Annotated in this window: 20 protein-coding genes and 1 other RNA gene; 14 read left to right on the forward strand and 7 right to left on the reverse strand. The window is 71.0% G+C overall.

What is annotated here, in order from left to right; genetic code table 11:
• From CR162_RS03465 to CR162_RS03480, 4 genes are all read right to left on the reverse strand, one after another.
• Complete coding sequence (locus tag CR162_RS03465; protein ID WP_099094300.1) at positions 1-1,644, reverse strand: fumarate hydratase; 1,644 nt, start codon at positions 1,642-1,644, stop codon at positions 1-3.
• A 239-nt stretch (positions 1,645-1,883) separates the two neighbouring features.
• Positions 1,884-2,417, reverse strand: coding sequence for an SspB family protein (locus tag CR162_RS03470; protein WP_099094133.1), 534 nt, complete (start codon positions 2,415-2,417; stop codon positions 1,884-1,886).
• Positions 2,418-2,520: 103 nt separating this feature from the next.
• Positions 2,521-2,848: a transfer-messenger RNA gene (ssrA, locus tag CR162_RS03475) on the reverse strand.
• 38 nt (positions 2,849-2,886) lie between these two features.
• Entirely contained in the window at positions 2,887-3,969 is a 1,083-nt protein-coding gene (locus tag CR162_RS03480) for a glycerol dehydrogenase (RefSeq protein WP_099094134.1), read from the reverse strand.
• 307 nt (positions 3,970-4,276) lie between these two features.
• Between CR162_RS03480 and thyX the strand changes: the two genes are divergently transcribed.
• Both thyX and CR162_RS03490 read left to right on the forward strand, forming a co-directional pair.
• Positions 4,277-5,215 carry an FAD-dependent thymidylate synthase gene (gene thyX, locus CR162_RS03485; RefSeq protein ID WP_099094135.1) on the forward strand — a complete coding sequence of 313 codons (939 nt, stop codon included), beginning with the start codon at positions 4,277-4,279 and terminating at the stop codon, positions 5,213-5,215.
• A 27-nt stretch (positions 5,216-5,242) separates the two neighbouring features.
• The gene (locus tag CR162_RS03490) at positions 5,243-5,581 is read left to right on the forward strand and encodes a hypothetical protein (protein ID WP_099094136.1); all 339 of its coding nucleotides are present in this window, start codon (positions 5,243-5,245) and stop codon (positions 5,579-5,581) included.
• Positions 5,582-5,618: 37 nt separating this feature from the next.
• Here the strand turns inward: CR162_RS03490 and CR162_RS03495 are convergent, their stop codons facing one another.
• Positions 5,619-6,791 carry an Mrp/NBP35 family ATP-binding protein gene (locus CR162_RS03495; protein WP_099094137.1) on the reverse strand — a complete coding sequence of 391 codons (1,173 nt, stop codon included), beginning with the start codon at positions 6,789-6,791 and terminating at the stop codon, positions 5,619-5,621.
• Positions 6,792-6,969: 178 nt separating this feature from the next.
• On the opposite strand from CR162_RS03495, the gene hflK reads away from it, so the two are divergent.
• From hflK to CR162_RS03515, 4 genes are all read left to right on the forward strand, one after another.
• Positions 6,970-8,184, forward strand: a complete 1,215-nt coding sequence (hflK, locus tag CR162_RS03500; protein ID WP_099094138.1) for an FtsH protease activity modulator HflK — start codon at positions 6,970-6,972, stop codon at positions 8,182-8,184.
• Positions 8,181-9,110 carry a protease modulator HflC gene (gene hflC / locus CR162_RS03505; protein ID WP_099094139.1) on the forward strand — a complete coding sequence of 310 codons (930 nt, stop codon included), beginning with the start codon at positions 8,181-8,183 and terminating at the stop codon, positions 9,108-9,110. Before hflK ends, hflC begins: the two co-directional genes overlap by 4 nt.
• A gap of 13 nt (positions 9,111-9,123) precedes the next feature.
• A complete protein-coding gene (locus CR162_RS03510) occupies positions 9,124-9,318 on the forward strand; it encodes a DUF2065 domain-containing protein (RefSeq protein WP_099094140.1) in 195 nt (64 codons plus the stop codon).
• Between the two features lie 178 nt (positions 9,319-9,496).
• Entirely contained in the window at positions 9,497-11,038 is a 1,542-nt protein-coding gene (locus CR162_RS03515; protein WP_099094141.1) for a DegQ family serine endoprotease, read from the forward strand.
• Positions 11,039-11,112: 74 nt separating this feature from the next.
• Here CR162_RS03515 and serB read toward each other — a convergent pair whose 3' ends face one another.
• Positions 11,113-12,003 (reverse strand): phosphoserine phosphatase SerB, encoded by an 891-nt coding sequence (gene serB, locus CR162_RS03520; protein ID WP_099094142.1) that lies wholly within the window; start codon positions 12,001-12,003, stop codon positions 11,113-11,115.
• A gap of 26 nt (positions 12,004-12,029) precedes the next feature.
• Here serB and miaA point away from each other — a divergent pair, with 26 nt between their 5' ends.
• The 7 genes from miaA (at position 12,030) to CR162_RS03555 (ending at position 20,854) form a co-directional block, all read left to right on the forward strand.
• The gene (gene miaA, locus CR162_RS03525; RefSeq protein WP_099094143.1) at positions 12,030-13,028 is read left to right on the forward strand and encodes a tRNA (adenosine(37)-N6)-dimethylallyltransferase MiaA; all 999 of its coding nucleotides are present in this window, start codon (positions 12,030-12,032) and stop codon (positions 13,026-13,028) included.
• A 100-nt stretch (positions 13,029-13,128) separates the two neighbouring features.
• Positions 13,129-14,925 (forward strand): acetolactate synthase 3 large subunit, encoded by a 1,797-nt coding sequence (locus CR162_RS03530; protein WP_099094144.1) that lies wholly within the window; start codon positions 13,129-13,131, stop codon positions 14,923-14,925.
• Between the two features lie 58 nt (positions 14,926-14,983).
• Positions 14,984-15,508 (forward strand): acetolactate synthase small subunit, encoded by a 525-nt coding sequence (gene ilvN, locus CR162_RS03535; RefSeq protein ID WP_099094145.1) that lies wholly within the window; start codon positions 14,984-14,986, stop codon positions 15,506-15,508.
• Positions 15,509-15,606: 98 nt separating this feature from the next.
• Positions 15,607-16,623: a ketol-acid reductoisomerase gene (gene ilvC, locus CR162_RS03540; RefSeq protein ID WP_099094146.1), complete on the forward strand. Its 1,017-nt coding sequence runs from the start codon at positions 15,607-15,609 to the stop codon at positions 16,621-16,623.
• Positions 16,624-16,773: 150 nt separating this feature from the next.
• On the forward strand, positions 16,774-17,967 hold the full coding sequence (locus CR162_RS03545) for a zinc-binding metallopeptidase family protein (protein ID WP_099094147.1): 1,194 nt from the start codon (positions 16,774-16,776) through the stop codon (positions 17,965-17,967).
• A gap of 99 nt (positions 17,968-18,066) precedes the next feature.
• Positions 18,067-18,993, forward strand: a complete 927-nt coding sequence (puuE, locus tag CR162_RS03550; protein WP_099094148.1) for an allantoinase PuuE — start codon at positions 18,067-18,069, stop codon at positions 18,991-18,993.
• Positions 18,994-19,270: 277 nt separating this feature from the next.
• A complete protein-coding gene (locus tag CR162_RS03555; protein WP_099094149.1) occupies positions 19,271-20,854 on the forward strand; it encodes a 2-isopropylmalate synthase in 1,584 nt (527 codons plus the stop codon).
• A gap of 233 nt (positions 20,855-21,087) precedes the next feature.
• Here the strand turns inward: CR162_RS03555 and CR162_RS03560 are convergent, their stop codons facing one another.
• Positions 21,088-21,327: a YMGG-like glycine zipper-containing protein gene (locus tag CR162_RS03560; protein ID WP_099094150.1), complete on the reverse strand. Its 240-nt coding sequence runs from the start codon at positions 21,325-21,327 to the stop codon at positions 21,088-21,090.
• Positions 21,328-21,528: 201 nt separating this feature from the next.
• Between CR162_RS03560 and CR162_RS03565 the strand changes: the two genes are divergently transcribed.
• Positions 21,529-22,572, forward strand: a complete 1,044-nt coding sequence (locus CR162_RS03565; protein WP_099094151.1) for a rod shape-determining protein — start codon at positions 21,529-21,531, stop codon at positions 22,570-22,572.
• The last annotated feature ends 52 nt before the right edge of the window (positions 22,573-22,624 follow it).

The following is a 22,624-nucleotide window of genomic DNA, read 5'->3' on the forward strand; positions in this document are numbered from 1 at the left end:
TTACTCCAGCCCGTCGTAGAAGTCGTTGCCCTTGTCGTCCACCACGATGAAGGCGGGGAAGTCCTCCACCTCGATGCGCCACACGGCCTCCATGCCGAGCTCCGGATATTCCAGCACCTCGACCTTGCGGATGCAGTCCTGGGCCAGCCGGGCCGCCGGGCCGCCGACCGAGCCGAGATAGAAGCCGCCATGTTGCTTGCAGGCATTGGTCACCGCCTTGGAGCGGTTGCCCTTGGCCAGCATCACCAGGCTGCCGCCGGCGGCCTGGAAGGCGGCGACGTAGCTGTCCATGCGCCCGGCCGTGGTGGGGCCGAAGGAGCCGGTGGGCATGCCCTCCGGCGTCTTGGCGGGCCCGGCGTAATAGACCGGGTGGTCCTTCAGGTATTGCGGCAGGCCCTCGCCGCGGTCCAGCCGCTCCTGCAGCTTGGCGTGTGCGATGTCGCGCGCCACCACGATGGTGCCGGTGAGCGAGACGCGGGTCTTGACCGGGTGCCTCGACAGCTCGGCGCGGATCTCGTCCATCGGGCGGTTGAGGTCGAGCTTCACCACCTCGCCGCCCAGGATCTCGTCGGTCGTCTCGGGCAGGAAGCGGGCGGGGTCGTGCTCCAGCGCCTCCAGGAACACGCCCTCGGGCGTGATCTTGGCCTTGATCTGCCGGTCGGCCGAGCAGGACACGCCGATGCCGATGGGCAGGCTGGCGCCGTGGCGCGGCAGGCGGATGACGCGGACGTCGTGGCAGAAATACTTGCCGCCGAACTGCGCGCCGATGCCCAGGTTCTGCGTCAGCTTGTGGACCTCCTGCTCCAGCTCGCGGTCGCGCAGGCCATGGCCGGACTTGTCGCCGGTCGAGGGCAGCTCGTCGAGGTAGCGGGTGGAGGCCAGCTTCACCGTCTTCAGCGTCGTCTCGGCGGAGGTGCCGCCGATGACGATGGCCAGGTGGTAGGGCGGGCAGGCGGAGGTGCCCAGCGTCTTGATCTTCTCCTCCAGGAAGGCGAGCAGCTTCGGCTTGTTCAGCACGGCGCGCGTCTGCTGGTAGAGGAAGGTCTTGTTGGCCGAGCCGCCGCCCTTGAGGACGAACATCATGTGGAACTCGTCCGCATGGTGCTCGCCGGGGGAGGCGTAGATGTCGAACTGGACGGGGAGGTTGTTGCCGGTGTTCACCTCCTCGAACATCGAGAGCGGCGCCATCTGGGAATAGCGCAGGTTCGTCTCGGTATAGGTGCGGTGGACGCCGTAGGAGAGCGCCTCCTCCTCATTGCCCTCGACCCAGACGCGCTGGCCCTTCTTGCCGAAGACGATGGCGGTGCCGGTGTCCTGGCACATGGGCAGCACGCCGCCGGCCGAGATGGAGGCGTTCTTCAGCAGGTCGAGCGCCACGAAGCGGTCATTGGCGCTCGCCTCGGGGTCCTTCAGGATGTTGGAGAGCTGCTGCAGGTGGCCGGGACGCAGGAAGTGGCTGACCTCCCGGCACGCCGTGAAGGCGAGCTGCTCCAGCGCCTGGGGCGAGACCTTGAGGACCTTCCTGCCCTCGACCTCGATGACCTTCACCCCCTCGATCGGCAGCTTCCGGTAGGGCGTCCGGTCCTCGCCCAGCGGCAGCATCGGCGAGTACAGGAAGCCCTTGCTGCGCTGGGAAACCGGCATGCCCGCATCGGTCTCGTTCAGCGGGGTGTCGGCCAGGGGGGCGGCGGGGGGGATGTTGTCAGGGGTCATCGGACGCTCCGGCAGCTCGGCAAGGGCGGATACGGCAGGGGCAGGGCGCCGCCGGGCGGGCGGCGTCGCGCCGGAAGACAGGTAGGTAGCGCAGCGCGCCCCACAAACCAATGCGGCAAACCGATGCGCCAGCCCGGCGTGGTCCGCGGCCCGCCGGGGGGCGGTGCCGCTCAGTCCCGCGCGGGGCGGCGGCGGAAGGCGTCGAGGCTCACCACCTGGGCGGGCCCCTCGGGCTCCGCCGGAGCCGCCGGGCCCTCCTCGGATTGTTCCGCCATGGGAGCGGGGGCGGCGTCCGCCGCGGCCGGGCGGGGCGCTTCCGTGCCCTCGGCCGAGGGGAAGCGCAGCCCCACCCGCACATGCGGGTCCCAGAAGGCGGTGATGGCGGAGATCGGGATCACCAGCGTGGCGGGAACGCCGCCGAAGGAAAGGCCGGCGGTGACGAAGCCTTGCTCCCGGTTGACCTTCAGGTCCCAGAACTGGTGCTGGAGGACGATGGTCATCTCCTCCGGGTAGCGGGCCTTGAGGTGGCCGGGGATGGAAACCCCGGGCCGGTCGGTGCGGAAGGTCAGGTAGAAATGGTGCTCGCCGGGCAGGCCGTGCTCGCCCGCATGCTCCAGGGCCCGCAGCGCGACCTCGCGCATCGCGTCCTCGGTCCAGCGATCGTAAGGCAGCAGGCTTTCCGCCTGCCTGGTCTCATCCGTCATGCAGCATACCCCGGCAGACGCCCAGAAAACGCATGACCCATACCGGATGCTCCCAGGGTGCGGGAAGTGGCCCGGGTCAGGAAAGGAACGGGAGAGGCCAATCAGTGGGGGGATTCTGTTGCCCGGTTCCCCCCGGACCGCGCTTACCTATTGTTAGGCAGCGAGCGCCACAGCCTCGCGGCTGTTATCGTTGGCACTTGTGATATAGCCCGATAACGGCGGTACAATGCCGGGCAAAAGACATGGCTTTACCACGCGCGTCGAGCCTGTTTCGTCCCCAGAAGCCCGCCAGACGATCCCTGGCGGCGATGCTGGTGGAGACGCCGGGCACTGCCCCCGGGTCCGCAACGCTTATTCCACATGCCGTTTATCGCCATAGTCCCCGAGGGGACGGGGCAGATATAGTCCGGCCTGCGGCGGAAATCGAGGGGGTGGCCCCCGAAATCCGCCCCGCCCGCGCGCCAGGCGCTCAGGCCATGCCACGGCCGATCGCGTCCCCCGCCCGCAGCGCCGCCAGCACCGCGCCGGGCGAGACGGGGTAGGGGGCGTTGTGGATGGTCTCGCCGGGCGCGCAGGCGGCCTCGGCGGCCTGCATCAATGCCGCGTCATCCGCATCGCCGAGGCCGATCCCGGCCAGGGTGGTAGGCAGGCCGATGCGGGCGCAGAAGCCGAACACCTCGTCGATCAGCGCCGGCGGGCGGCCGCCCAGGATGGCGAGCGCCTGGGTGCCGATCGCCACCTTCTCCCCGTGCCAGTAGGCATGGGTGCCGTGCAGCTTCGTCAGCCCGTTGTGGATGGCATGCGCCGCCGAAAGGCCGCCGCTCTCGAAGCCGAGGCCGGACAGCAGGGTGTTGGCCTCGATGATCCGCTCAAGCGCCGGGGTCACCACCTGCTGCTCACAGGCGCGCAAGGCCTGCTCGCCATATTCCAGCAGCGTGTCGTAGCAGAGGCGCGCCAGGGCATGGGCGGTGGCACTGCCGGGGCGGCCCGTCATGTTGCCAGCGCCCTTCACCCGGCAATCCTCCGCCTCGAACCAGGTGGAGAGCGCATCCCCCATGCCCGCCACCAGGAAGCGGGCCGGGGCACGCGCGATCAGCGCGCTGTCCACCAGTACCACCTGCGGGTTGTGCGGCAGGAAGAGATAGCGGTGGAAGGCGCCCTCCGGCGTGTAGATGACGGACAGGGCGCTGCATGGCGCGTCGGTGGAGGCGAGGCTCGGCACCACGATCACCGGCAGGTTGAGGCCGTGCGCCACGGCCTTGGCCGTGTCCAGCGCCTTACCGCCGCCGACGCCGATGACGAGGTCGTTCCCCGCCGCGCGCGCCGCCGCCTCCAGCCGGGCGATCTCGGGCTCCGAGCACTCGCCGCCAAAGGCCTCCCGCGCGAAGGGGGCGCCATCCTGGCCGGCCAGCGAATTGCCGAGCAGCGGCGCCACCGCCTTGTCCACCACGGCAAGCGGCCGGCGGCCAAGGCGCGCCGCCTCCTCGCCGAGCAGTTCCAGCGCGCCGGCGCCCTGCACGTAGCGGCCGGGGAAGATGCTGGTGCTGACCATGACAGGAGCCTCCTTTCCGATTCGGCGCGGAGCATGGCCCGACGGCAGCGGCGGGCGGATTGATCGACCGCAAAAAGATGAAGGAATTTTCATGAAAATTGCGTGATGCCCTGGCGCGCCAGGGCCTTGCTCCGCCCCCTGCCGCCCCGCCGAGATGGGTGCTGGTTCAGCGGCGCCCTTTTGGCTAGATGCTGGCCCTTCCGGTGCCCGGGGCCACGCTCGCCGTGCCCGGCGCCTTTTCCGAGACTTCCGGCTCCGCCGTGGCCCTCAGGGCCGGGGCGGCGCCGCACGCCCAGGGTTTGATCGCATGGAACTCACCGCCGCGCAGCAACAGGAACTCTCGGAAGCGCGGGCGGCGCGGGCGGAAACGCGGCGTCCCACCGTGCCGGCGCTGGAGGCCATGCTGTTCGAGCCGCTGCCGGTGCTGGACCACGGCTTCGTCCGCGTCGTGGACTACATGGGCGACGACGCGGCGGTGGTGCAGGCGGCCCGCGTCTCCTATGGCCGCGGCACTCGCGCGGCGAACGAGGACCGGGGCCTGATCCGCTACCTGATGCGGCACTGGCACAGCACGCCCTTCGAGATGTGCGAGATCAAGTTCCATGTGAAGCTGCCGATCTTCGTGGCCCGGCAGTGGATCCGCCACCGCACGGCGAACGTGAACGAGTATTCGGCCCGCTATTCCATCATGGACCGGGAGTTCTACCTGCCGGCGCCGGAGCAGCTCGCGGCGCAGTCCGCCAGCAACCGGCAGGGGCGGGGCGCGGTGCTGCAGGGCGCCGAGGCGGCGGAGGTGCTGGAGCTGCTGCGCCAGGACGCCATGCGCAACTACGACCACTACCAGGCCATGCTGAACCTGGACGAGGCGGGCAACACGCTGGACCCCGCCCGCCAGGGCCTGGCCCGCGAGCTGGCGCGCATGAACCTGACGCTGAACGCCTATACCCAGTGGTACTGGAAGACCGACCTCCAGAACCTGCTGCACTTCCTGCGCCTGCGCGCCGACCCGCATGCCCAGTACGAGATCCGCGTCTATGCCGAGGCGATGCTCGGCGTGCTCGACGCCTGGGTGCCGGCGGTGGCGGAAGCCTTCCGCGACTACCGCCTCGGCGCCGTCACCCTGTCCGCGCAGATGCTGGGCGTGGTGAAGCGGCTGCTGGCGGGCGAGGCGGTGGCGCAGGAAACCAGCGGCCTTTCCAAGCGCGAATGGCGCGAACTGATGGAGCAGCTTGGCCGCGCCGGCTGAGGGGGGGGCCGCCTGGGAGGGGCCGCCATGGCCGCAGCACCCCGCACCACCGAGCACGCGCCGCGCCGCAATGGCGGGCGCGGAAAGGCCGCGCAACAGCCCCGCGGAGCGTGGCGGCGGCTGAAGGGCCTGATCGCGGGCTTCGCCTGGCGCCGCTGGCTGGCGGTGTGGGTCTGCGTGGCGGTGCTGCTGGTGGGCATCCCGCTCGCCCATGCCATGGTGGGCGACCTCGGCGCGCTGCTGCTGCTGGCCGGCGTGGGCGGCTTCGCGCTCGGCCGCTCCACAGCGCCCCAGCGCGGCGTGATGCGGACCGGAAAGGCCAGGAGCGCCGCCCCGCCCCGCCAGGGCGCGAAGAGCGGGCGCTGAGGCTGCCCGCGCTCCCGCCCTTCGCTCCACCCCTCCTTCAGTCCACCAGGATGCGCGGGCCCTTGCCGCCCTCGCCCAGCTTCCGCCGCAGCCGCTGCGCGATGGCGCGGTAGCGGCCCGCCTCCTCGCTTTCCGGGCGCGCCATGACGATGGGCGTGCCGGCATCGGCCAGCTCGCGGATCTCGAGCTTCAGCGGCAGCTCGCCCAGGAACTCCACGCCCATCCGCTCCGCCTCGGCGCGCGCGCCGCCATGGCCGAAGATGTTGGCCGTGTGGCCGCAATTCGGGCAGCAGTAGTAGGACATGTTCTCGATCAGCCCGAGGACCGGGACCTTCACCTTCTCGAACATCCGGACCCCGCGCCGGGCGTCGATCAGCGCCACGTCCTGCGGGGTGGAGACGATGACGGCGCCCGCCAGCGGCACGCGCTGGCTCATGGTGAGCTGCGCGTCGCCGGTGCCGGGGGGCATGTCCACCACCAGCACGTCGAGCGCGCCCCATTCCACCTGGCCCAGCATCTGCTCGAGCGCGCCCATCACCATGGGCCCGCGCCAGATCATCGGCGTCTCCTCCTCGACCAGGAAGCCGATCGACATCGCCTTCAGTCCCCAGCGGGAAAGCGGGATGATGCGGCCGCCCGTGGCGCGCGGCTTTTCCCGCGTGCCCAGCATCTGGGGCAGGGAGGGGCCGTAGATGTCGGCGTCCAGCAGGCCGACGCGCTGCCCCTCGGCGGCCAGCGCCACGGCCAGGTTCACCGCCGTGGTGGACTTGCCGACGCCGCCCTTGCCCGAGGCCACGGCGATGATCGCCCCCACATCCGGCAGCAGCATCGGGCCCTGGCCGGGGGCGGGGCGGGTGGCGCGCGCGGCACCGGGGGCCGGGGCGGGACCGTGGGCATGGGCATGGCCGTGACCGGGGGCATGGGCGTGCCCCTGCGCCGCTGGGCCGGGGGCGGGGATGTCCCGGTGCGCCGTCAGGACGCAGGTCGCGGACAGCACGCCGGGCACGGCGGCGGCGGCCCGCTCGGCCGCGGCGCGCAGCGGCTCCAGCGCGCGGGCGCGCTCGCGTGGCACGGCGAGGGCGAACTGCACCATACCGTCGCGCGCCGAGAGCCCCTGCAACATGCCGGAGGAAACGACGTCCTGGCCGCTTTCCGGGTCCCGCAGCGTGGCGAGGGCGGCGCGAACGGCCTCCGACAGTGACTCCGACATCGCTTGAAAACCCCTTCATACCGGACAATATCGGCCCCGCCCTCGCTGTGGCGTGATGCGGATGCATTGCGCCCCGGCCCGGACAGGGCGACATATGGTCCGGCCCTGTCGCGCATGCACCGCCTGTGCGCAAGCGTCTGTGGCCGGGAGCACAAGTAGACGGGAGAGCAGCCAGCCTATGCCCTGGAACAGTAGTGGCGGATCCGGCCAAGGAGGCAGCCCATGGGGCAATCCACGCCCCGGTGGACCTTGGGGACAACCGCCTCAGGGCGGCGGCGGCGGGCGCGGTCCCGGCGGCGGCCCTGATCTCGACGAGGCGATCCGCCAGGCCCAGGAGGCGATCCGCCGCTTCCTGCCCGGTGGCGGCGGCGCCGGCCGCTGGATCGGCCTCGGCGCCGTCGTGCTGCTCGGCCTCTGGGCGGCCAGCGGCATCTACCGCGTGCAGCCGGACGAGCAGGGCGTGGTGATGCGCTTCGGCGCCTTCGACCGCACCACCATGCCGGGCCTGAACTACCGCCTGCCCTGGCCGGTGGAGAGCGTCACCACCCCGCGCGTGACGCGCATCAACCGCATCGATGTCGGCTTCCGCGCCTCCGGCGACACGCCGCTGACCCGGCCCGTCCCCGCCCGGGACGTGATCGAGGAAAGCCTGATGCTGACGGGCGACGAGAACATCATCGACATCGACTTCGCGGTGTTCTGGCGCATCCGCGACGCTGGCGAGTACCTGTTCAACACCCGCAACCCCGAGCAGACGGTGAAGCTGGCCGCCGAGAGCGTGATGCGCGAGGTGGTGGGCCGCACCCCCATCCAGCCGGCGCTGACGGAAGCGCGCGCGCAGATCGAGCAGGCGGTGCGCACCGGCACCCAGTTCATCCTGGACCAGTACGGCTCGGGCATCGAGCTGACCCAGATCCAGCTGCTGAAGGTGGAGCCGCCGGCCGAGGTGATCGACACCTTCCGCGACGTGCAGCGCGCCAACGCCGACCGCGAGCGCATGCGCAACGAGGCCGAGGCCTACCGCAACGACATCATCCCCCGCGCCCGTGGCGAGGGGCAGCGGATGATCCAGGAGGCCGAGGGCTACAAGGAGAGCCAGGTCGCCCGCGCCCGCGGCGAGGCTTCCCGCTTCACCTCCATCCTGTCGGCCTACCAAGTGGCGCAGGACGTGACGATCCGCCGCCTCTACCTCGAGACCATGGAGGAGATCCTGCGCCGCAACCCGAAGCTGCTGGTGGATGACCGCCTGCAGGGCGTGGTGCCGTATCTGCCGCTGGACGGCTCCACCCGCCAGCCGGCGCCGCCGCGCTCCGACGCCGCGCCGCCGGCGCCGCCCGCCGTGCTCGACGCGCCCTCGCGCCCCGCCGCCGCCGCGCAGGGAGGTGCCCGATGAACCGCATGCTGCTGCTGGGCGGCGTGGTCCTGGTGGGCCTCGCCACCGCCGCCTCCTCGCTGTTCACGGTGCACCAGACCGAGCAGGTGCTGGTGACGCAGTTCGGCGAGCCGATCCGGGTGATCAACGAGCCCGGCCTGCACGCCAAGATCCCGTTCATCCAGACAGTCATCAGCTTCGACCGCCGGCTGCTGGACTATGACGCGCCGGGCGAGGAGGTGATCCTGAGCGACCAGCGCCGGCTGATCGTGGACAGCTTCACCCGCTTCCGCATCACCGATCCGCTGCTGTTCTTCCAGACCGTGGGCGCGCAGGAGGCGGGCATCCGCGCCCGGCTGTCCTCGGTGGTGGTCTCGGCGCTGCGCCGGGTGCTGGGTGGCGAGCCGCTGCTGGCGGTACTGTCCTCGGATCGCGCCCGGATCATGACGGAGATCAATCGTCAGGTGAACGAGGAGGCCCGCCGCTTCGGCGTGGCGGTGGAGGATGTCCGCATCCGCCGCGCCGACCTGCCGGAGGAGAACACCCAGGCCATCCTGCGGCGCATGCAGTCCGAGCGCGAGCGCGTGGCGCGCGAGGCGCGCGCCGAGGGCGCCGAGGTGGCGGCCCGTGTCCGCGCGGGCGCCGACCGCGAGCGCACCGTGATCCTGGCCGAAAGCCAGGCGCAGGCCGACACGCTGCGCGGCCAGGGCGAGCAGGAGGCGATCCGCATCTTCGCCGACGCCTATCAGCGCGACCCGGAGTTCTTCGGCTTCTACCGCTCCATGCAGGCCTATCAGGAGGCGTTCTCCGAGGGCGAGACGCGGCTGGTGCTGACGCCGGACTCCGAGTTCTTCCGCTACTTCCGGCAGAGCCGCCCGGGCCTTCCCTTGCCTGGCGTGCGGCCCACGCCGGGCGCGGAAGCGGCGCCGGCGGCGCCGGCCAACTGAGCCGGGCCGGCGCATGACGGCCATGGAGGTGCTGGCCGGCCTCGCCGTGGTGCTGGCGCTGGAGGGACTGCTCTACGCGGCCTTCCCCGGCGCCATGCGCCGCGCCCTGGCGACGCTCGCGCTGCAGCCGCCGGAGCGGCTGCGCATGGCCGGGCTCGGCGTCGCGGTGGTGGCGGTGATGGCCGCCACCCTGCTGGTGCGCGCCTGAGGGCGGGGCACGCCGTCAGGCTTCGTTGCAACCCGGGCGGGGGCGAAGCTCTTTGTAACAGCTTTTCCGCCCCTGCCGGGCCGGCCTGCCCTTCCGGTGCCGCCCGGCCCGCCCCATTCTCTCCCCATGCCGGACCGATCCGCGTCCGGGTTCAGCTTGTTTCAAGCGAGGTTTGCCGATGCGTCTCGCCACCCTGATCCTGAGTGCCGCGGTCGTCGCCGTGCCGCTTGCCCAGCCATTGCGTGCCGTGGCCCAGCCGGCGACCGTCGCGCCCAACACGCCGGCGGCACCGGGTCCTGTCGCCACCACGCCGGAAAGCTTCGCGCCGCTGGCGCGCAAGCTGCTGCCGTCCGTGGTCAACATCCAGACCAGCCAGACGCTGCAGGCGCGCGGCAACCGCCCCGATGCGCCCGAGATGCCGCAGGCCCCGCCGGGCAGTCCCTTCGAGGAGCTGTTCCGCGAGTTCTTCGAGCGTAACCGGCCGCCGGGCGCGCGCCCCGGCCAGCCGCCGCGCCGCCAGCAGAGCCAGGGCTCCGGCTTCATCGTCGATGCGTCCGGCATCATCGTGACGAACAACCACGTCATCGATGGCGCCGACGAGATCAACGTGGTGCTGCACGACAACACCACGCTGAGGGCCGAGCTGGTCGGCACCGACAGCCGCACCGACCTCGCCGTGCTGCGGGTCAAGACCGACAAGCCGCTGCCGGTGGTGCCCTTCGGCGACTCCGACACCGCCGAGGTGGGCGACTGGGTGCTGGCCATCGGCAACCCGCTGGGCTTCGGCGGCAGCGTCACCTCAGGAATCGTCTCGGCGCGCGGCCGCAACATCAATGCCGGGCCCTATGACGACTTCATCCAGACGGACGCGGCCATCAACCGCGGCAATTCCGGCGGCCCGCTGTTCAACGTCAAGGGCGAGGTGATCGGCATCAACACCGCCATCGTCTCCCCCTCGGGCGGCTCCATCGGCATCGGCTTCGCCATTCCCGCCAACCTGGCCAAAAACGTCGTGGCGCAGCTCCGCGACGGCGGGCGGGTGCGGCGCGGCTGGCTGGGCGTGAACATCCAGCAGGTGACGGACGAGATCGCCGAGAGCCTCGCCCTGCCGGGCGGCGCCCGCGGCGCGCTGGTCGCCCGCGCCCAGGAGGACGGCCCGGCCGCCAAGGGCGGCGTGCAGAACGGCGACGTCATCCTGAAGTTCAACAACCAGGATGTGCGCGAGATGCGGCAGCTGCCGCGCATCGTGGCCGAGACCAGCGTGGGCACCGAGGCGCCGGTGGTGGTGTGGCGCAACGGCCGGGAGGAGACGCTGCGCGTCACCGTGGCGGAGCTGCCGGCCGAGCAGCAGGCCGCGGCCGGCGCCGCGCCGCAGCAGGCGCGCCCCGGCGCGGCGGTGGAGCTTTCGGGCCTCGGCCTGAAGGTGGCGCCGCTCTCGCCCGAGACGCGCGAGCGCTTCAGCCTGCGCGAGGATGCGCGCGGCGTGGTGATCACCGAGGTCTCGCCCGGCAGCAGCGCCGCCGAGCGTGGCCTGACCGCGGGCGACATGATCCTGGAGGTGCAGCAGAACCGCGTCTCCACCCCGCAGGAAGTGCAGGAGCAGCTCGCCCGCCTGCGCAAGCAGAACCGCCCGAGCGCGCTGATGCTGATCGAGAACGGCCAGGGCCAGCGCTTCGTGCCGCTGCGCCTCCAGCCCGAGCGCAGCGGGAACCCCGGCTGACGCCCTCTCCGGGCCGGCGTGAAAGACGGGCCGGGGGAATTCCTTCCCCCGGCCTTTCTTTTATTCTCGCATCCTCAGGAGACGATTTCCCCCGCGCGATAGCCTTGCGCGAAAAGGAGGGCGCGAAGATCCGCATGGTCCACCCGAACCCGCGCCGCCGCCGCGACCACCGGCTTGGCGCGGAACGCCACGCCGAGCCCGGCGGCGTCCAGCATGGCCAGGTCGTTGGCGCCATCCCCCACCGCGATGCTGGCCGAGAGCGGCAGCCCGAGCTCGGCGCAGAGGCGCTTGAGGGTGGCGAGCTTGGCGTCGCGGTCGAAGATCGGCTCGGCCACGGTGCCGGTGAGGCTGGCGCCGTCATCCTCCAGGATGTTGGCGTGGTGGCTGGTGAAGCCGGCCTTTTCCGCCACCCGCCCGGTGAACCAGGTGAAGCCGCCGGAGGCGAGGGCGCAATGCGCGCCATGCGCCCGCATCGTGCCGACCAGCTCGGCCGCGCCCGGCATCAGGTGGGTCTGCTCCCAGGTGGCCTCCAGCGCCGAAAGGGAAAGGCCCTTCAGCATCGCCACCCGTTCGCGCAGCGCGGCGGAGAAGTCGATCTCGCCATTCATGGAGCGGCGGGTGATCTCGGCCACGCGCTCCTTCAGCCCGGCATAGGCGGCCAGCTCGTCCAGCGTCTCGCTGGTGACGATGGTGCTGTCCATGTCGGCGATCAGCAGGCGCTTGCGCCGGCCTTCCGCCGGCTGGGCGACGCAGTCCACCGGCAAGCCCTCCAGCGCGGCGCGGGCGGCGGCGTCCGCCTGCTCGGGGGCGAGGCGGGCGAAGGGGATGTCGAGCGCCTCCTCCTCCGCGAGCCATTCGGGGGAGGCCGCATCGGCGCCGAGGGCGATGAGGGCGGCGCGGACTCGCGCGGCGAGGGGCGCCTGCAGTTGGCCTGCGGGCGCGATCAGGGTGAGCACATGCTGCATGGGGGGCGGACCATGCCCGCTGGCCGATGAGGGATCAACCATCTGTGCGTGAAGCTTTCGCCCTGCTGGTGGCAGGCCCCACCGCCAGCGGCAAGTCCGCCCTCGCGCTGGGCCTGGCGGAACGGCTGGGCGGGGTGGTGATCAACACCGACAGCATGCAGGTCTATGCCGGGCTCGCGGTGCTGACGGCGCAGCCCCCGCCCGGGGAGCAGGCGCAGGTGCCGCACCGCCTCTATGGCGAGCGCGATCCGGCCGAGGCGGCGAGTGTCGCCTGGTGGCGGGGCAGGGCGCTGGAGGAGATGCAGGCGGCCCGTGCCGCGGGGCGCCTGCCCATCCTGTGCGGCGGCACGGGCCTGTATTTCCGGGCGCTGGTGGAGGGGCTGGTGGAGATCCCGCCCATTCCGGAGGAAGCGCGGGCCGAGGCGCGTGGCCTGCTGGCGGCGGAGGGGCCGGCGGCGCTGCATGCCCGGCTGCTGGCGGCCGACCCCGGCACCGCCGCGCGGCTGCGTCCCACCGACAGCCAGCGCCTGGCGCGCGCCTGGGAGGTGTGGCGCGGCACCGGGCGGGGCCTCGCGGACTGGCTGGCCCGAAGCGGAAGCGAGAGCGGCACCGGTCCCGCCCGCCTGCCGGACGGCACGCCCTGGCGCTTCGCCGCCCTGCGCATCGACCCGCCGCGCGAGGCTTTGCGCCACGCCATCGGCCTGCGCTGGGAGGCGATGCTGAAGGCGGGGGCGGTGGAGGAGGTGCGCGCCCTGCTGGCGCGCCGGCTGGACCCCGCCCTGCCGGCGATGCGCGCGCATGGCGTGCCGGAGGTCTCCGCCATGCTGGCCGGCCGGTGGGACCTGGCGGAGGCGGGGCGGCGCGCCTGCCTGGCCATCGGGCAGTACACCAAGCGGCAGGCCACCTGGTTCCGCCACCAGGCCCTGGCCGCCCCCAGCGAGACGCATACGATCCATGCGCGTGTAACAGGGATGGAGCAATTTTCGGAAAGTGAACTGAGGGAAATTTTCGCGTTTGTTTGTTAGCGCGTTGACGCGGGCCATCCGGGCGCGTAGATCGGGGGCCCCGGCGGGAACCGCTTCCGCACGCCGCCGGGTCCGCAACCACAGGAAAGCCAGAAGCAGCATGTCTTCCGCCATCCTTCCCGCCGCGTCCGACACCCAGTCCCTGACGGGTGCCGAGATCGTACTGCGCGCGCTGAAGGAGCAGGGCGTAGAGGTCATCTTCGGCTATCCGGGCGGCGCCGTCCTGCCCATCTACGACGCCATCTTCAACCAGAACGCCATCCGCCACATCCTGGTGCGGCACGAGCAGGCGGCGGTGCACGCGGCCGAGGGCTATGCCCGCTCCACCGGCAAGGTGGGCTGCGTGCTGGTCACCTCCGGCCCCGGCGCCACCAACGCCGTGACCGGCCTGGTGGACGCGCTGATGGACAGCATCCCCATCGTCTGCCTGACGGGGCAGGTGCCGACGCACCTGATCGGCAACGACGCCTTCCAGGAGGCGGACACCACCGGCATCACCCGGCCCGCCACCAAGCACAACTACCTGGTCAAGAACATCAACAAGCTGGCCGAGACGGTGCACGATGCCTTCTATGTGGCGCGCTCCGGCCGCCCCGGCCCGGTGGTGATCGACCTGCCGAAGGACATCCTGATCGGCAAGGGCCCCTACAGGCCGGCGCCGCAGGCCGAGCACCGCTCCTACCGCCCGCAGACCGAGCCGGAGGCGGCGCAGATCGCCAAGGCGGTGGCGCTGCTGAAGGGGGCGAAGCGCCCCGTGGTCTATGCCGGCGGCGGCGTGATCAATGCCGGCCCTGAGGCCAGCGCGCTGCTGACGAAGTTCGTGCGCATGGCGGGCCTGCCCTGCACCAACACCCTGATGGGCCTCGGCGCCTATCCGTCGAGCGACCCGCAGTTCCTCGGCATGCTGGGCATGCACGGCACCTACGAGGCGAACCTCGCCATGCACGGGTGCGACGTGATGTTCAACATCGGCGCCCGCTTCGACGACCGCGTGACGGGGCGGCTCAACGCCTTCGCGCCGGACTCGGTGAAGATCCACGCGGACATCGACCCTTCCTCGATCAACAAGAACGTCAAGGTCGAGGTGCCGATCGTGGGCGACGCCGCCGCCGTGCTGCGCGCGCTGATCGCCGCCTGGGAGGCGGATGGCGCGCAGCAGGACCGCGAGAGCCTGGCCGGCTGGTGGCGCCAGATCGACGAGTGGCGCGGCGCGAACTGCCTGCGCTACGTCCAGGACAGCAAGATCATCAAGCCGCAGCACGCGGTGAAGCGGCTCTACGAGCTGACGCGCGAGACCGGCCGCGACACCTTCATCTCCACCGAGGTGGGCCAGCACCAGATGTGGGCCGCCCAGTATTTCGGCTTCGAGAAGCCGAACCGCTGGATGACCTCGGGCGGGCTCGGCACCATGGGCTACGGCCTGCCGGCCGCCATGGGCGTGCAGGTGGCGCACCCCGACGCTCTGTGCATCGACATCGCCGGCGAGGCCTCGATCCTGATGAACATCCAGGAGATGTCCACGCTGGCGCAGTACCGGCTGCCGGTGAAGGTGTTCATCCTGAACAACCAGTACATGGGCATGGTGCGGCAGTGGCAGGAGCTGCTGCATGGCGGCCGCTACAGCGAGAGCTACTCGGAGGCCCTGCCGGACTTCGTGAAGCTGGCCGAGAGCTTCCACGGCGTCGGCCTGCGGGCCGAGAGCACGGACGACCTGGACCGCGTGATCCGCGAGATGATCGCCATCGACCGCCCCGTGATCGCCGACATCGCGGTGGACCAGAAGGAAAACGTCTTCCCGATGATCCCCTCGGGCGCCGCGCACAACGAGATGCTGCTGGCCTCGGGCCAGATCACCGGCGGCGCCGGGGTGACGGATGAGGGAACGGCGCTCGTCTGAGCGCCGCGCCTTTCCGCTCTCGCCTTCCTCATCCCGACCGACCCTTCCAGGACAGACGATGCCTGACCCATCCGACATGACGCACCGCGCCGCGACCATCGCGGTGCTGGTGGAGAACGAGGCCGGCGTGCTCGCCCGCGTCATCGGCCTGTTCTCCGGCCGCGGCTACAACATCGACAGCCTGACCGTGGCGCCGGTGGATGCCGAGGGGCGCCTCTCGCGCATCACCGTCGTCACCTCCGGCACCGAGATGGTGATCGAGCAGATCAAGGCGCAGCTCGACCGGCTGGTGCCCGTCCACAAGGTGGCGGACCTGACGCTGGAGGGGCCGCACCTGACGCGGGAGCTGGCGCTGATCAAGGTGGTGGGCAGCGGCTCCGCCCGGCAGGAGGCGCTGCGCCTGGCGGACGCCTTCCGTGCCCGCGTGGTGGACGCCACCACCGAGAGCTTCGTGTTCGAGATGACGGGCAGCGGCGAGAAGCTGGACGCCTTCATCAACCTGATGCGGCCGATCGGGCTCGCCGAGGTCAGCCGCACCGGCGCGGTGGCGATCGCGCGCGGCACGGCCAGCCTGACCGTCTGAGCACGGCCGGGGGGCGGGCCGCCCCCCGGGCGAGGATGCGCGGCGGGGCGGGGGTCCTGCCGTGGAATGTGTGAACCTTTCGGGGGAGTGCGCCAGAGATGCGCGTCTATTACGACCGTGATGCGGATGTGAACCTGATCAAGGCCAAGAAGGTCGCGGTCATCGGCTTCGGCAGCCAGGGCCATGCGCATGCCATGAACATGCGCGACAGCGGCGTGGCCGAGGTCGTGATCGGCCTGCGTCCGGGCGCCTCCGCCCAGAAGGCCGAGGCCGCCGGCTTCAAGGTCCTTTCCCCCGCCGAGGCCGCCAAGTGGGCCGATGTGGTGATGGTGCTGACCCCGGACGAGGGCCAGGGCGACCTGTACCGCGAGCACCTGCACGCCAACATGAAGGAAGGCGCCGCGCTGGCCTTCGCGCACGGCCTGAACGTGCACTTCAACCTGATCGAGCCGCGCGCCGACATCGATGTCTTCATGATCGCGCCGAAGGGCCCGGGCCACACCGTGCGCGGCGAGTACCAGAAGGGCGGCGGCGTGCCCTGTCTCGTGGCGGTGCACCAGAACCCCTCGGGCAATGCGCTGGAGATCGCGCTCTCCTACGCCTCCGCCGTCGGCGGCGGCCGCTCGGGCATCATCGAGACAACCTTCAAGGAAGAGTGCGAGACCGACCTGTTCGGCGAGCAGGTGGTGCTCTGCGGCGGCCTGGTCGAGCTGATCAAGGCGGGCTTCGAGACGCTGGTGGAAGCCGGCTACGCGCCCGAGATGGCCTATTTCGAGTGCCTGCACGAAGTGAAGCTGATCGTCGACCTCATCTATGAGGGCGGCATCGCCAACATGAACTACTCCATCTCCAACACCGCCGAGTATGGCGAGTACGTGACGGGCCCGCGCATCATCACCGCCGAGACCAAGGCCGAGATGAAGCGCGTCCTGAACGACATCCAGAGCGGCAAGTTCACCCGCGACTGGATGCTGGAGAACAAGGTCAACCAGGCGAGCTTCAAGGCCACCCGCCGCCGCCTGGCCGAGCACCCGATCGAGGAGGTCGGCACCAAGCTCCGCTCCATGATGCCCTGGATCACCAAGGGCGCCCTGGTGGACAAGACCAGGAACTGAACCGCGAAGGGGCGCTCCGGCGCCCCTTTCCATGTCGCCGGCCAGGCCTGCGCCCTCGGGCTGCCTGTTCCGCCGCCGCAACCGCGGCAGGCCAGATTCGTTCCAGCCTCGCCCGGTGCGATGGCGCCGGCGGGTCAAGGAATGGACGGCATGCGGCTTTTCAACTGCGAGGTCTGCGGACAGCTTCTCTACTTCGAGAACACCCGCTGCGAATCCTGCGGCGCGACGCTCGGCTACGTGCCTGGCGTGAACCGCCTTTCCGCGCTGGACCCGGCCGAGCCGGGAGGCGGCGTGGCGCAGGACGCCACGGGCGCGGCGGCCACGCAGCAGGCGGCGGGCCAGGCCGCCGAAGGGCCGGCGCCCAACGCGCAGGGCACCACGCCCTCCCAGGCCGCGGGGCAGCTCTGGCGGCCGCGCGCCGACCGGGAGCGCAGCTACCGCTTCTGTGCCAATGCCGCGCATGACGCCTGCAACTGGCTGGTGCCGGAGGAGGCCGCCGAGGAGTTCTGTCTCGCCTGCCGCCACAACCGCACCATTCCCGACCTGTCCAATCCCGAGCATGCCGCGCAGTGGCGCAAGATCGAGAGCGCCAAGCGGCGCGCCATGTACAGCTTCCTCCGCCTCCGCCTGCCGCTGAGGAACCGGCTGGAGGATCCCGAGGAGGGCCTGGCCTTCGACTTCCTGGCCGACCCGCCGGAGGAGCACGGGCCGCGCGTGATGACCGGGCACGACAACGGCCTGATCACCCTGGCGCTGGTCGAGGCGGACGATGCGGAGCGCGTCAAGCGCCGCGAATCCATGGGCGAGCCCTACCGCACCCTGCTTGGCCATTTCCGCCACGAATCCGGCCACTACTTCTGGGACCGGCTGGTGCGCGACGGCGGCCGGCTGGAGGAATGCCGCGCCATCTTCGGCGATGACAGCCAGGACTACGGCGCCGCGCTCCAGCGCCACTACAACGAGGGGCCGCCCGCCAACTGGCAGGAGAACTTCGTCAGCACCTACGCCACCGCCCACCCTTGGGAGGACTTCGCCGAGACCTGGGCACACTACCTGCACATCATCGACACGCTGGAGATGGCCCGCGCCTTCGGCATCGGCATCGACCCGCGCGCCGACCGCACGGGAGAGATGAGCGCCGAGGTGGATTTCGACCCCTACAGGGCCACCGAGATCCAGCCGGTGATGGATGCCTGGGTGCCGCTGACCGCCGCGGTGAACAGCCTCAACCGCTGCATGGGCGCGCCGGACCTCTATCCCTTCGTGCTGTCGCCCGCGGTGGTGGAGAAGCTCGCCTTCATCCAGTCCCTGGTGCGTGGGACATTGCCGGCCGGCAAGGCCTGAAAGCGCCGGGCCCGCGCCGCCGGGCGGCCATGAAGGGCAGGGCGATGGCCGCTCCACCCGGTTGACGCCCCGCTCGCTGCGCCGCCAAGCTTCGTCCCCATGACGATCCTGGCGCCCGAGAGCGGCTATCCGCGCGACTTCCTGGGCTACGGCCCGAACCCGCCCGACCCGCAATGGCCGGGGGGCGCGAGGCTCGCCCTGTCCTTCGTGCTGAACTACGAGGAAGGCGGTGAGAACAGCGTGCTGAACGGCGATGCCGGCAGCGAGATCTACCTGAACGAGACGCCGGGCGGCAGCCCGGTGCTCGGCCAGCGCGACATCGGCAAGGAAAGCCAGTTCGACTACGGCGCCCGCGCCGGCGTCTGGCGCGTGCTGCGGATGTTCGCCGAGCGCGGGCTGAGGCTCACCGTCTATGGCGTGGGGCGCGCGCTGGAGCTGAACCCCGGCATCGGCCGCGCCTTCGCCGAGGCGGGGCACGAGGTGGCCAGCCATGGCTGGCGCTGGATCAACTACCAGGACGTGGACGAGGCCACCGAGCGCCGGCACATCGCGCAATGCGTCGAGACCATCACCCGCACGGTGGGGAAGCCGCCCGTGGGCTGGTACACGGGGCGCATCAGTGAGCGGACGCGCCGCCTCGTCGCCGAACATGGCGGCTTCCTCTATGACAGCGACGCCTATGACGACGACCTGCCCTACTATGTGACCGTGGCCGGCAGGCCGCTGCTCGTCATCCCCTACACGCTCGACAACAACGACATGAAGTTCGCGGTGCCGCCCGGCTTCACCGCGAATGACGGCTTCACCCAGCACCTGACGGACGCCTTCGACTTCCTGCGCGCGGAAGGGGCGGTGGCGCCCAAGATGATGAGCGTCGGGCTGCATTGCCGGCTGGTGGGCCGCCCCGGCCGCGCCGCCGCGCTGGCCCGCTTCCTGGACCATGTGGTGGCGCAGCGGGATGTCTGGGTGGCGACGCGCGAGGAGATCGCCCGCCACTGGCTGAAGGTGCATCCGCCGGCCGGCTAGCGCGCCCGGCCCCGGCGCGCCGCGGAAAGAAAAGGGCTTGCGGCGTGCGGGGGTGCTGCCTATCGTTGCCGGCATGAACGCCACCGCGCGCATCTCCGGCCTCGCCAGCGGCTCCGCCGCACTGGCCGCGCGCGCCCTTTCCGGCCTCCTTCTCCTTCGACTTAGCCGCCCCTGGGCGTGACGCCCGGCTGACTGGCCGGCTTCGCTCAGGGGAACCCCTGGGTGCCTCGCGCGCCCATGCCGGCCCGGCCCAAGTCAGAACGAAGGAACGCCTCCAATGGCCATCAACCATCCCAGCTTCGGCACCATCGCGCCCAACCGCGTCATCGTCTTCGACACCACGCTGCGCGACGGCGAGCAGTCCCCCGGCTTCTCCATGAACCTGGAGGAGAAGCTGCGCATGGCGGAAGCCCTGGCCGAGCTGGGCATCGACGTCATGGAGGCGGGCTTCCCCATCGCCAGCCAGGGCGACTTCGAGAGCGTGCAGTCCATCGCGCAGCGCTTCGCCAAGGACGGGCCGGTGGTCTGCGGCCTGTCGCGCTCCGCGCCCGGCGATATCCTGCGCGCCGTCGAGGCGGTGAAGCCCGCCGCCCGCCAGCGCATCCACACCTTCCTGTCCACCTCCGACCTGCACATGCGTGTCAAGCTGCGCATGAGCCGCGAGGAGGTGCTGGAGGCCATCACCAAGTCCGTCACGCTGGCGCGCAACCACGTGGCCGATGTCGAGTGGTCGGCCGAGGATGGCAGCCGCACGGACCCCGACTTTCTGTGCCGCTGCGTCGAGGCCGCGATCAAGGCCGGCGCCACCACCATCAACATCCCCGACACGGTGGGCTACGCCGTTCCCGCCGACCTCACGCGCATCTTCACCATGCTGCGCGAGCGCGTGCCGGGCGCCGATGGCGTGATCTTCTCCGCCCACAACCATGACGACCTGGGGCTGGCGGTGGCCAACACCCTGGCCAGCCTGGAGGCCGGCGCGCGGCAGGTGGAGGCCACGATCAACGGCATCGGCGAGCGCGCCGGCAATGCCAGCCTGGAGGAGGTGGCCATGGCGCTGCGCACCCGCGCGGATGTCATGCCCTACACCACCGGCATCGTGACGACGAACATCCTCAAGACCAGCCGCCTGCTGGCCACCATCACCGGCTTCGACGTGCAGCCCAACAAGGCCATCGTCGGCCGCAACGCTTTCGCGCATGAGAGCGGCATCCACCAGGATGGCGTGCTGAAGGACAAGACCACCTACGAGATCATGACGCCGGAGAGCGTCGGCTGGGCGACCAACGCGCTGGTGATGGGCAAGCATTCCGGCCGCGCCGCCTTCCGCGACAAGCTGGCGAGCCTGGGCTACAGCTTGGGCGACAACCAGCTGAACGACGCCTTCCGCCGCTTCAAGGACCTGGCCGACCGCAAAAAGAGCGTGTTCGACGAGGACATCGTGGCGCTGGTCGATGACGAGGTGGTGCGCGCCCATGACCGGCTGAAGCTGCTCGCCCTGACGGTGGCGACCGGCATGGGCACCCGCCCCACCGCCTCGCTGGCCGTGGAGATCGACGGCGAGAAGGTGGAGGCGGTGGCGGGCGGCGACGGTGCCGTGGATGCCACCTTCAACGCGCTGCAGCAGGTGGTGCCGCACAACGCCACGCTGAAGCTCTATGCCGTGCAGTCCGTCACCGGCGGCACCGACGCGCAGGCGCGCGTGACGGTGCGGCTGGAGGAGGACGGCAAGCTGGTGGACGGGCAGGGCGCCGACACCGACACGATCATCGCCTCGGCCCGCGCCTATGTTCACGCGCTGAACAAGCTGCTCTCCAAGCGCGCCCGCACCGCCCCGCCCGAGATGATGCGCACCGCCTGAGCCGGGCACGAGCACGGAGCGGCACCGCCGCTCCGCAGGGGCCAGGGGGTTCATGCTCCCTGGCCTTTTCCGCGCATCGTGCCGTGGCGCGGCAGCCATTCCCGGGCGATGCTCCGGCGCCGGACATGGCAACGCCGTGGCTCCCAGCCGGGGGAGCCACGGCGTGTCCGGCGGTGCCGGCAGCCCGCCTCAGCGCCGGATGGCCGGCGCCAAGCCGCTCGGGGCCAGGTGGCTCAGCGCCAGACGGGGCGGCCGAGATCCACCTGGTTGGAGTTGGTCAGGGCACCGCCGGCCGCGCCGGCCGCGCCGCCGATCAGGGCGCCGGTGCCGGCATTGCCCGTGAGCGAGCCCACCGCCGCGCCGGCACCCGCGCCCAGCAGGCCACCCGAGGCGGCGCGGTCGCCGGTGGAGTAGCCGCAGGCGCCGAGGCCGATGCTCGCCAGAGCCAGCAGGGCCAGAGAGGACTTGCGCATCAACATGCTCCTTGCAGAATTTGGAGGGTCATGCGGATGAAACGGGGCAGGGGGCGAAAGGTTGCCCGATCGTCATCTGCAATGCCGCTTGAGCGGGGCCGCGGAGGGCGGTAATCCACGGCGCCTTCCGCTCCGGACCGCCGCCGGGCGGACGCCGCCTCCCCGCTCCCGACCCGCCCGCCACCCGGAAGGTTTTCCCTGATGTTCTCGCGCTTGTTCGGCTTCCTGTCGGCCGACATGGCCATCGACCTCGGCACGGCCAACACGCTGGTCTATGTCAAGGGCCGGGGGATCGTGCTGAACGAGCCCTCCGTGGTCGCCATCGCCGACATCCGCGGCCGCAAGCAGGTCCTGGCGGTAGGGGAGGAGGCCAAGATGATGCTGGGCCGCACGCCGGGCAACATCGCCGCCATCCGCCCGCTGCGCGACGGTGTCATCGCCGATTTCGAGGTGGCGGAGGAGATGATCAAGCACTTCATCCGCAAGGTGCACAACCGGCGCTCCTTCGCGAGCCCGATGATCATTGTCTGTGTCCCCTCCGGCTCCACCGCCGTGGAGCGCCGCGCCATCCAGGAAAGCGCCGAAAGCGCCGGCGCCCGCAAGGTGCTGCTGATCGAGGAGCCGATGGCGGCCGCGATCGGCGCCGGCCTGCCGGTGACCGAGCCCTCCGGCTCCATGATCGTCGATATCGGCGGCGGCACGACCGAGGTCGCCGTCATCTCCCTCGGCGGCATCGTCTATGCTCGCAGCGTGCGCGTGGGCGGGGACAAGCTGGACGAGGCGATCATCAGCTACATCCGCCGCCACTTCAACCTGCTGATCGGCGAGAGCACGGCGGAGCGGATCAAGATGGAGATCGGCGCCGCCGCCTATCCCGACTATGGCGAGGAAGGCCCGATGACCGAGGTCAAGGGCCGCGACCTGATGAACGGCGTGCCGCGCGAGGTGGTGGTGAGCCAGCGCCAGATCGCCGAGGCGATCGCCGAGCCGGTGAGCCAGATCATCGAGGCGGTGAAGGTGGCGCTGGAGAACACGCCGCCCGAGCTGGCCGCCGACATCGTGGACAAGGGCATCGTGCTGACCGGCGGCGGCGCCCTGCTGCAGCGGCTGGACCAGGTGCTGCGCGAGGCGACGGGCCTGCCCGTCTCGGTGGCGGAGGACGCGCTGGCCTGCGTGGCGCTCGGCACCGGGCGCGCCCTTGATGAAATGAAGCGGCTCCGCCACGTGCTCTCCTCCATGTATTGAGCGTTGTCCTCCCTGTATTGAGGAACAGCGCCGCCCTTCCGGGGCGGGTGGA

The organism is Teichococcus rhizosphaerae (genome assembly GCF_002631185.1).
GTDB classification, from domain to species: Bacteria; Pseudomonadota; Alphaproteobacteria; order Acetobacterales; family Acetobacteraceae; genus Pseudoroseomonas; species Pseudoroseomonas rhizosphaerae.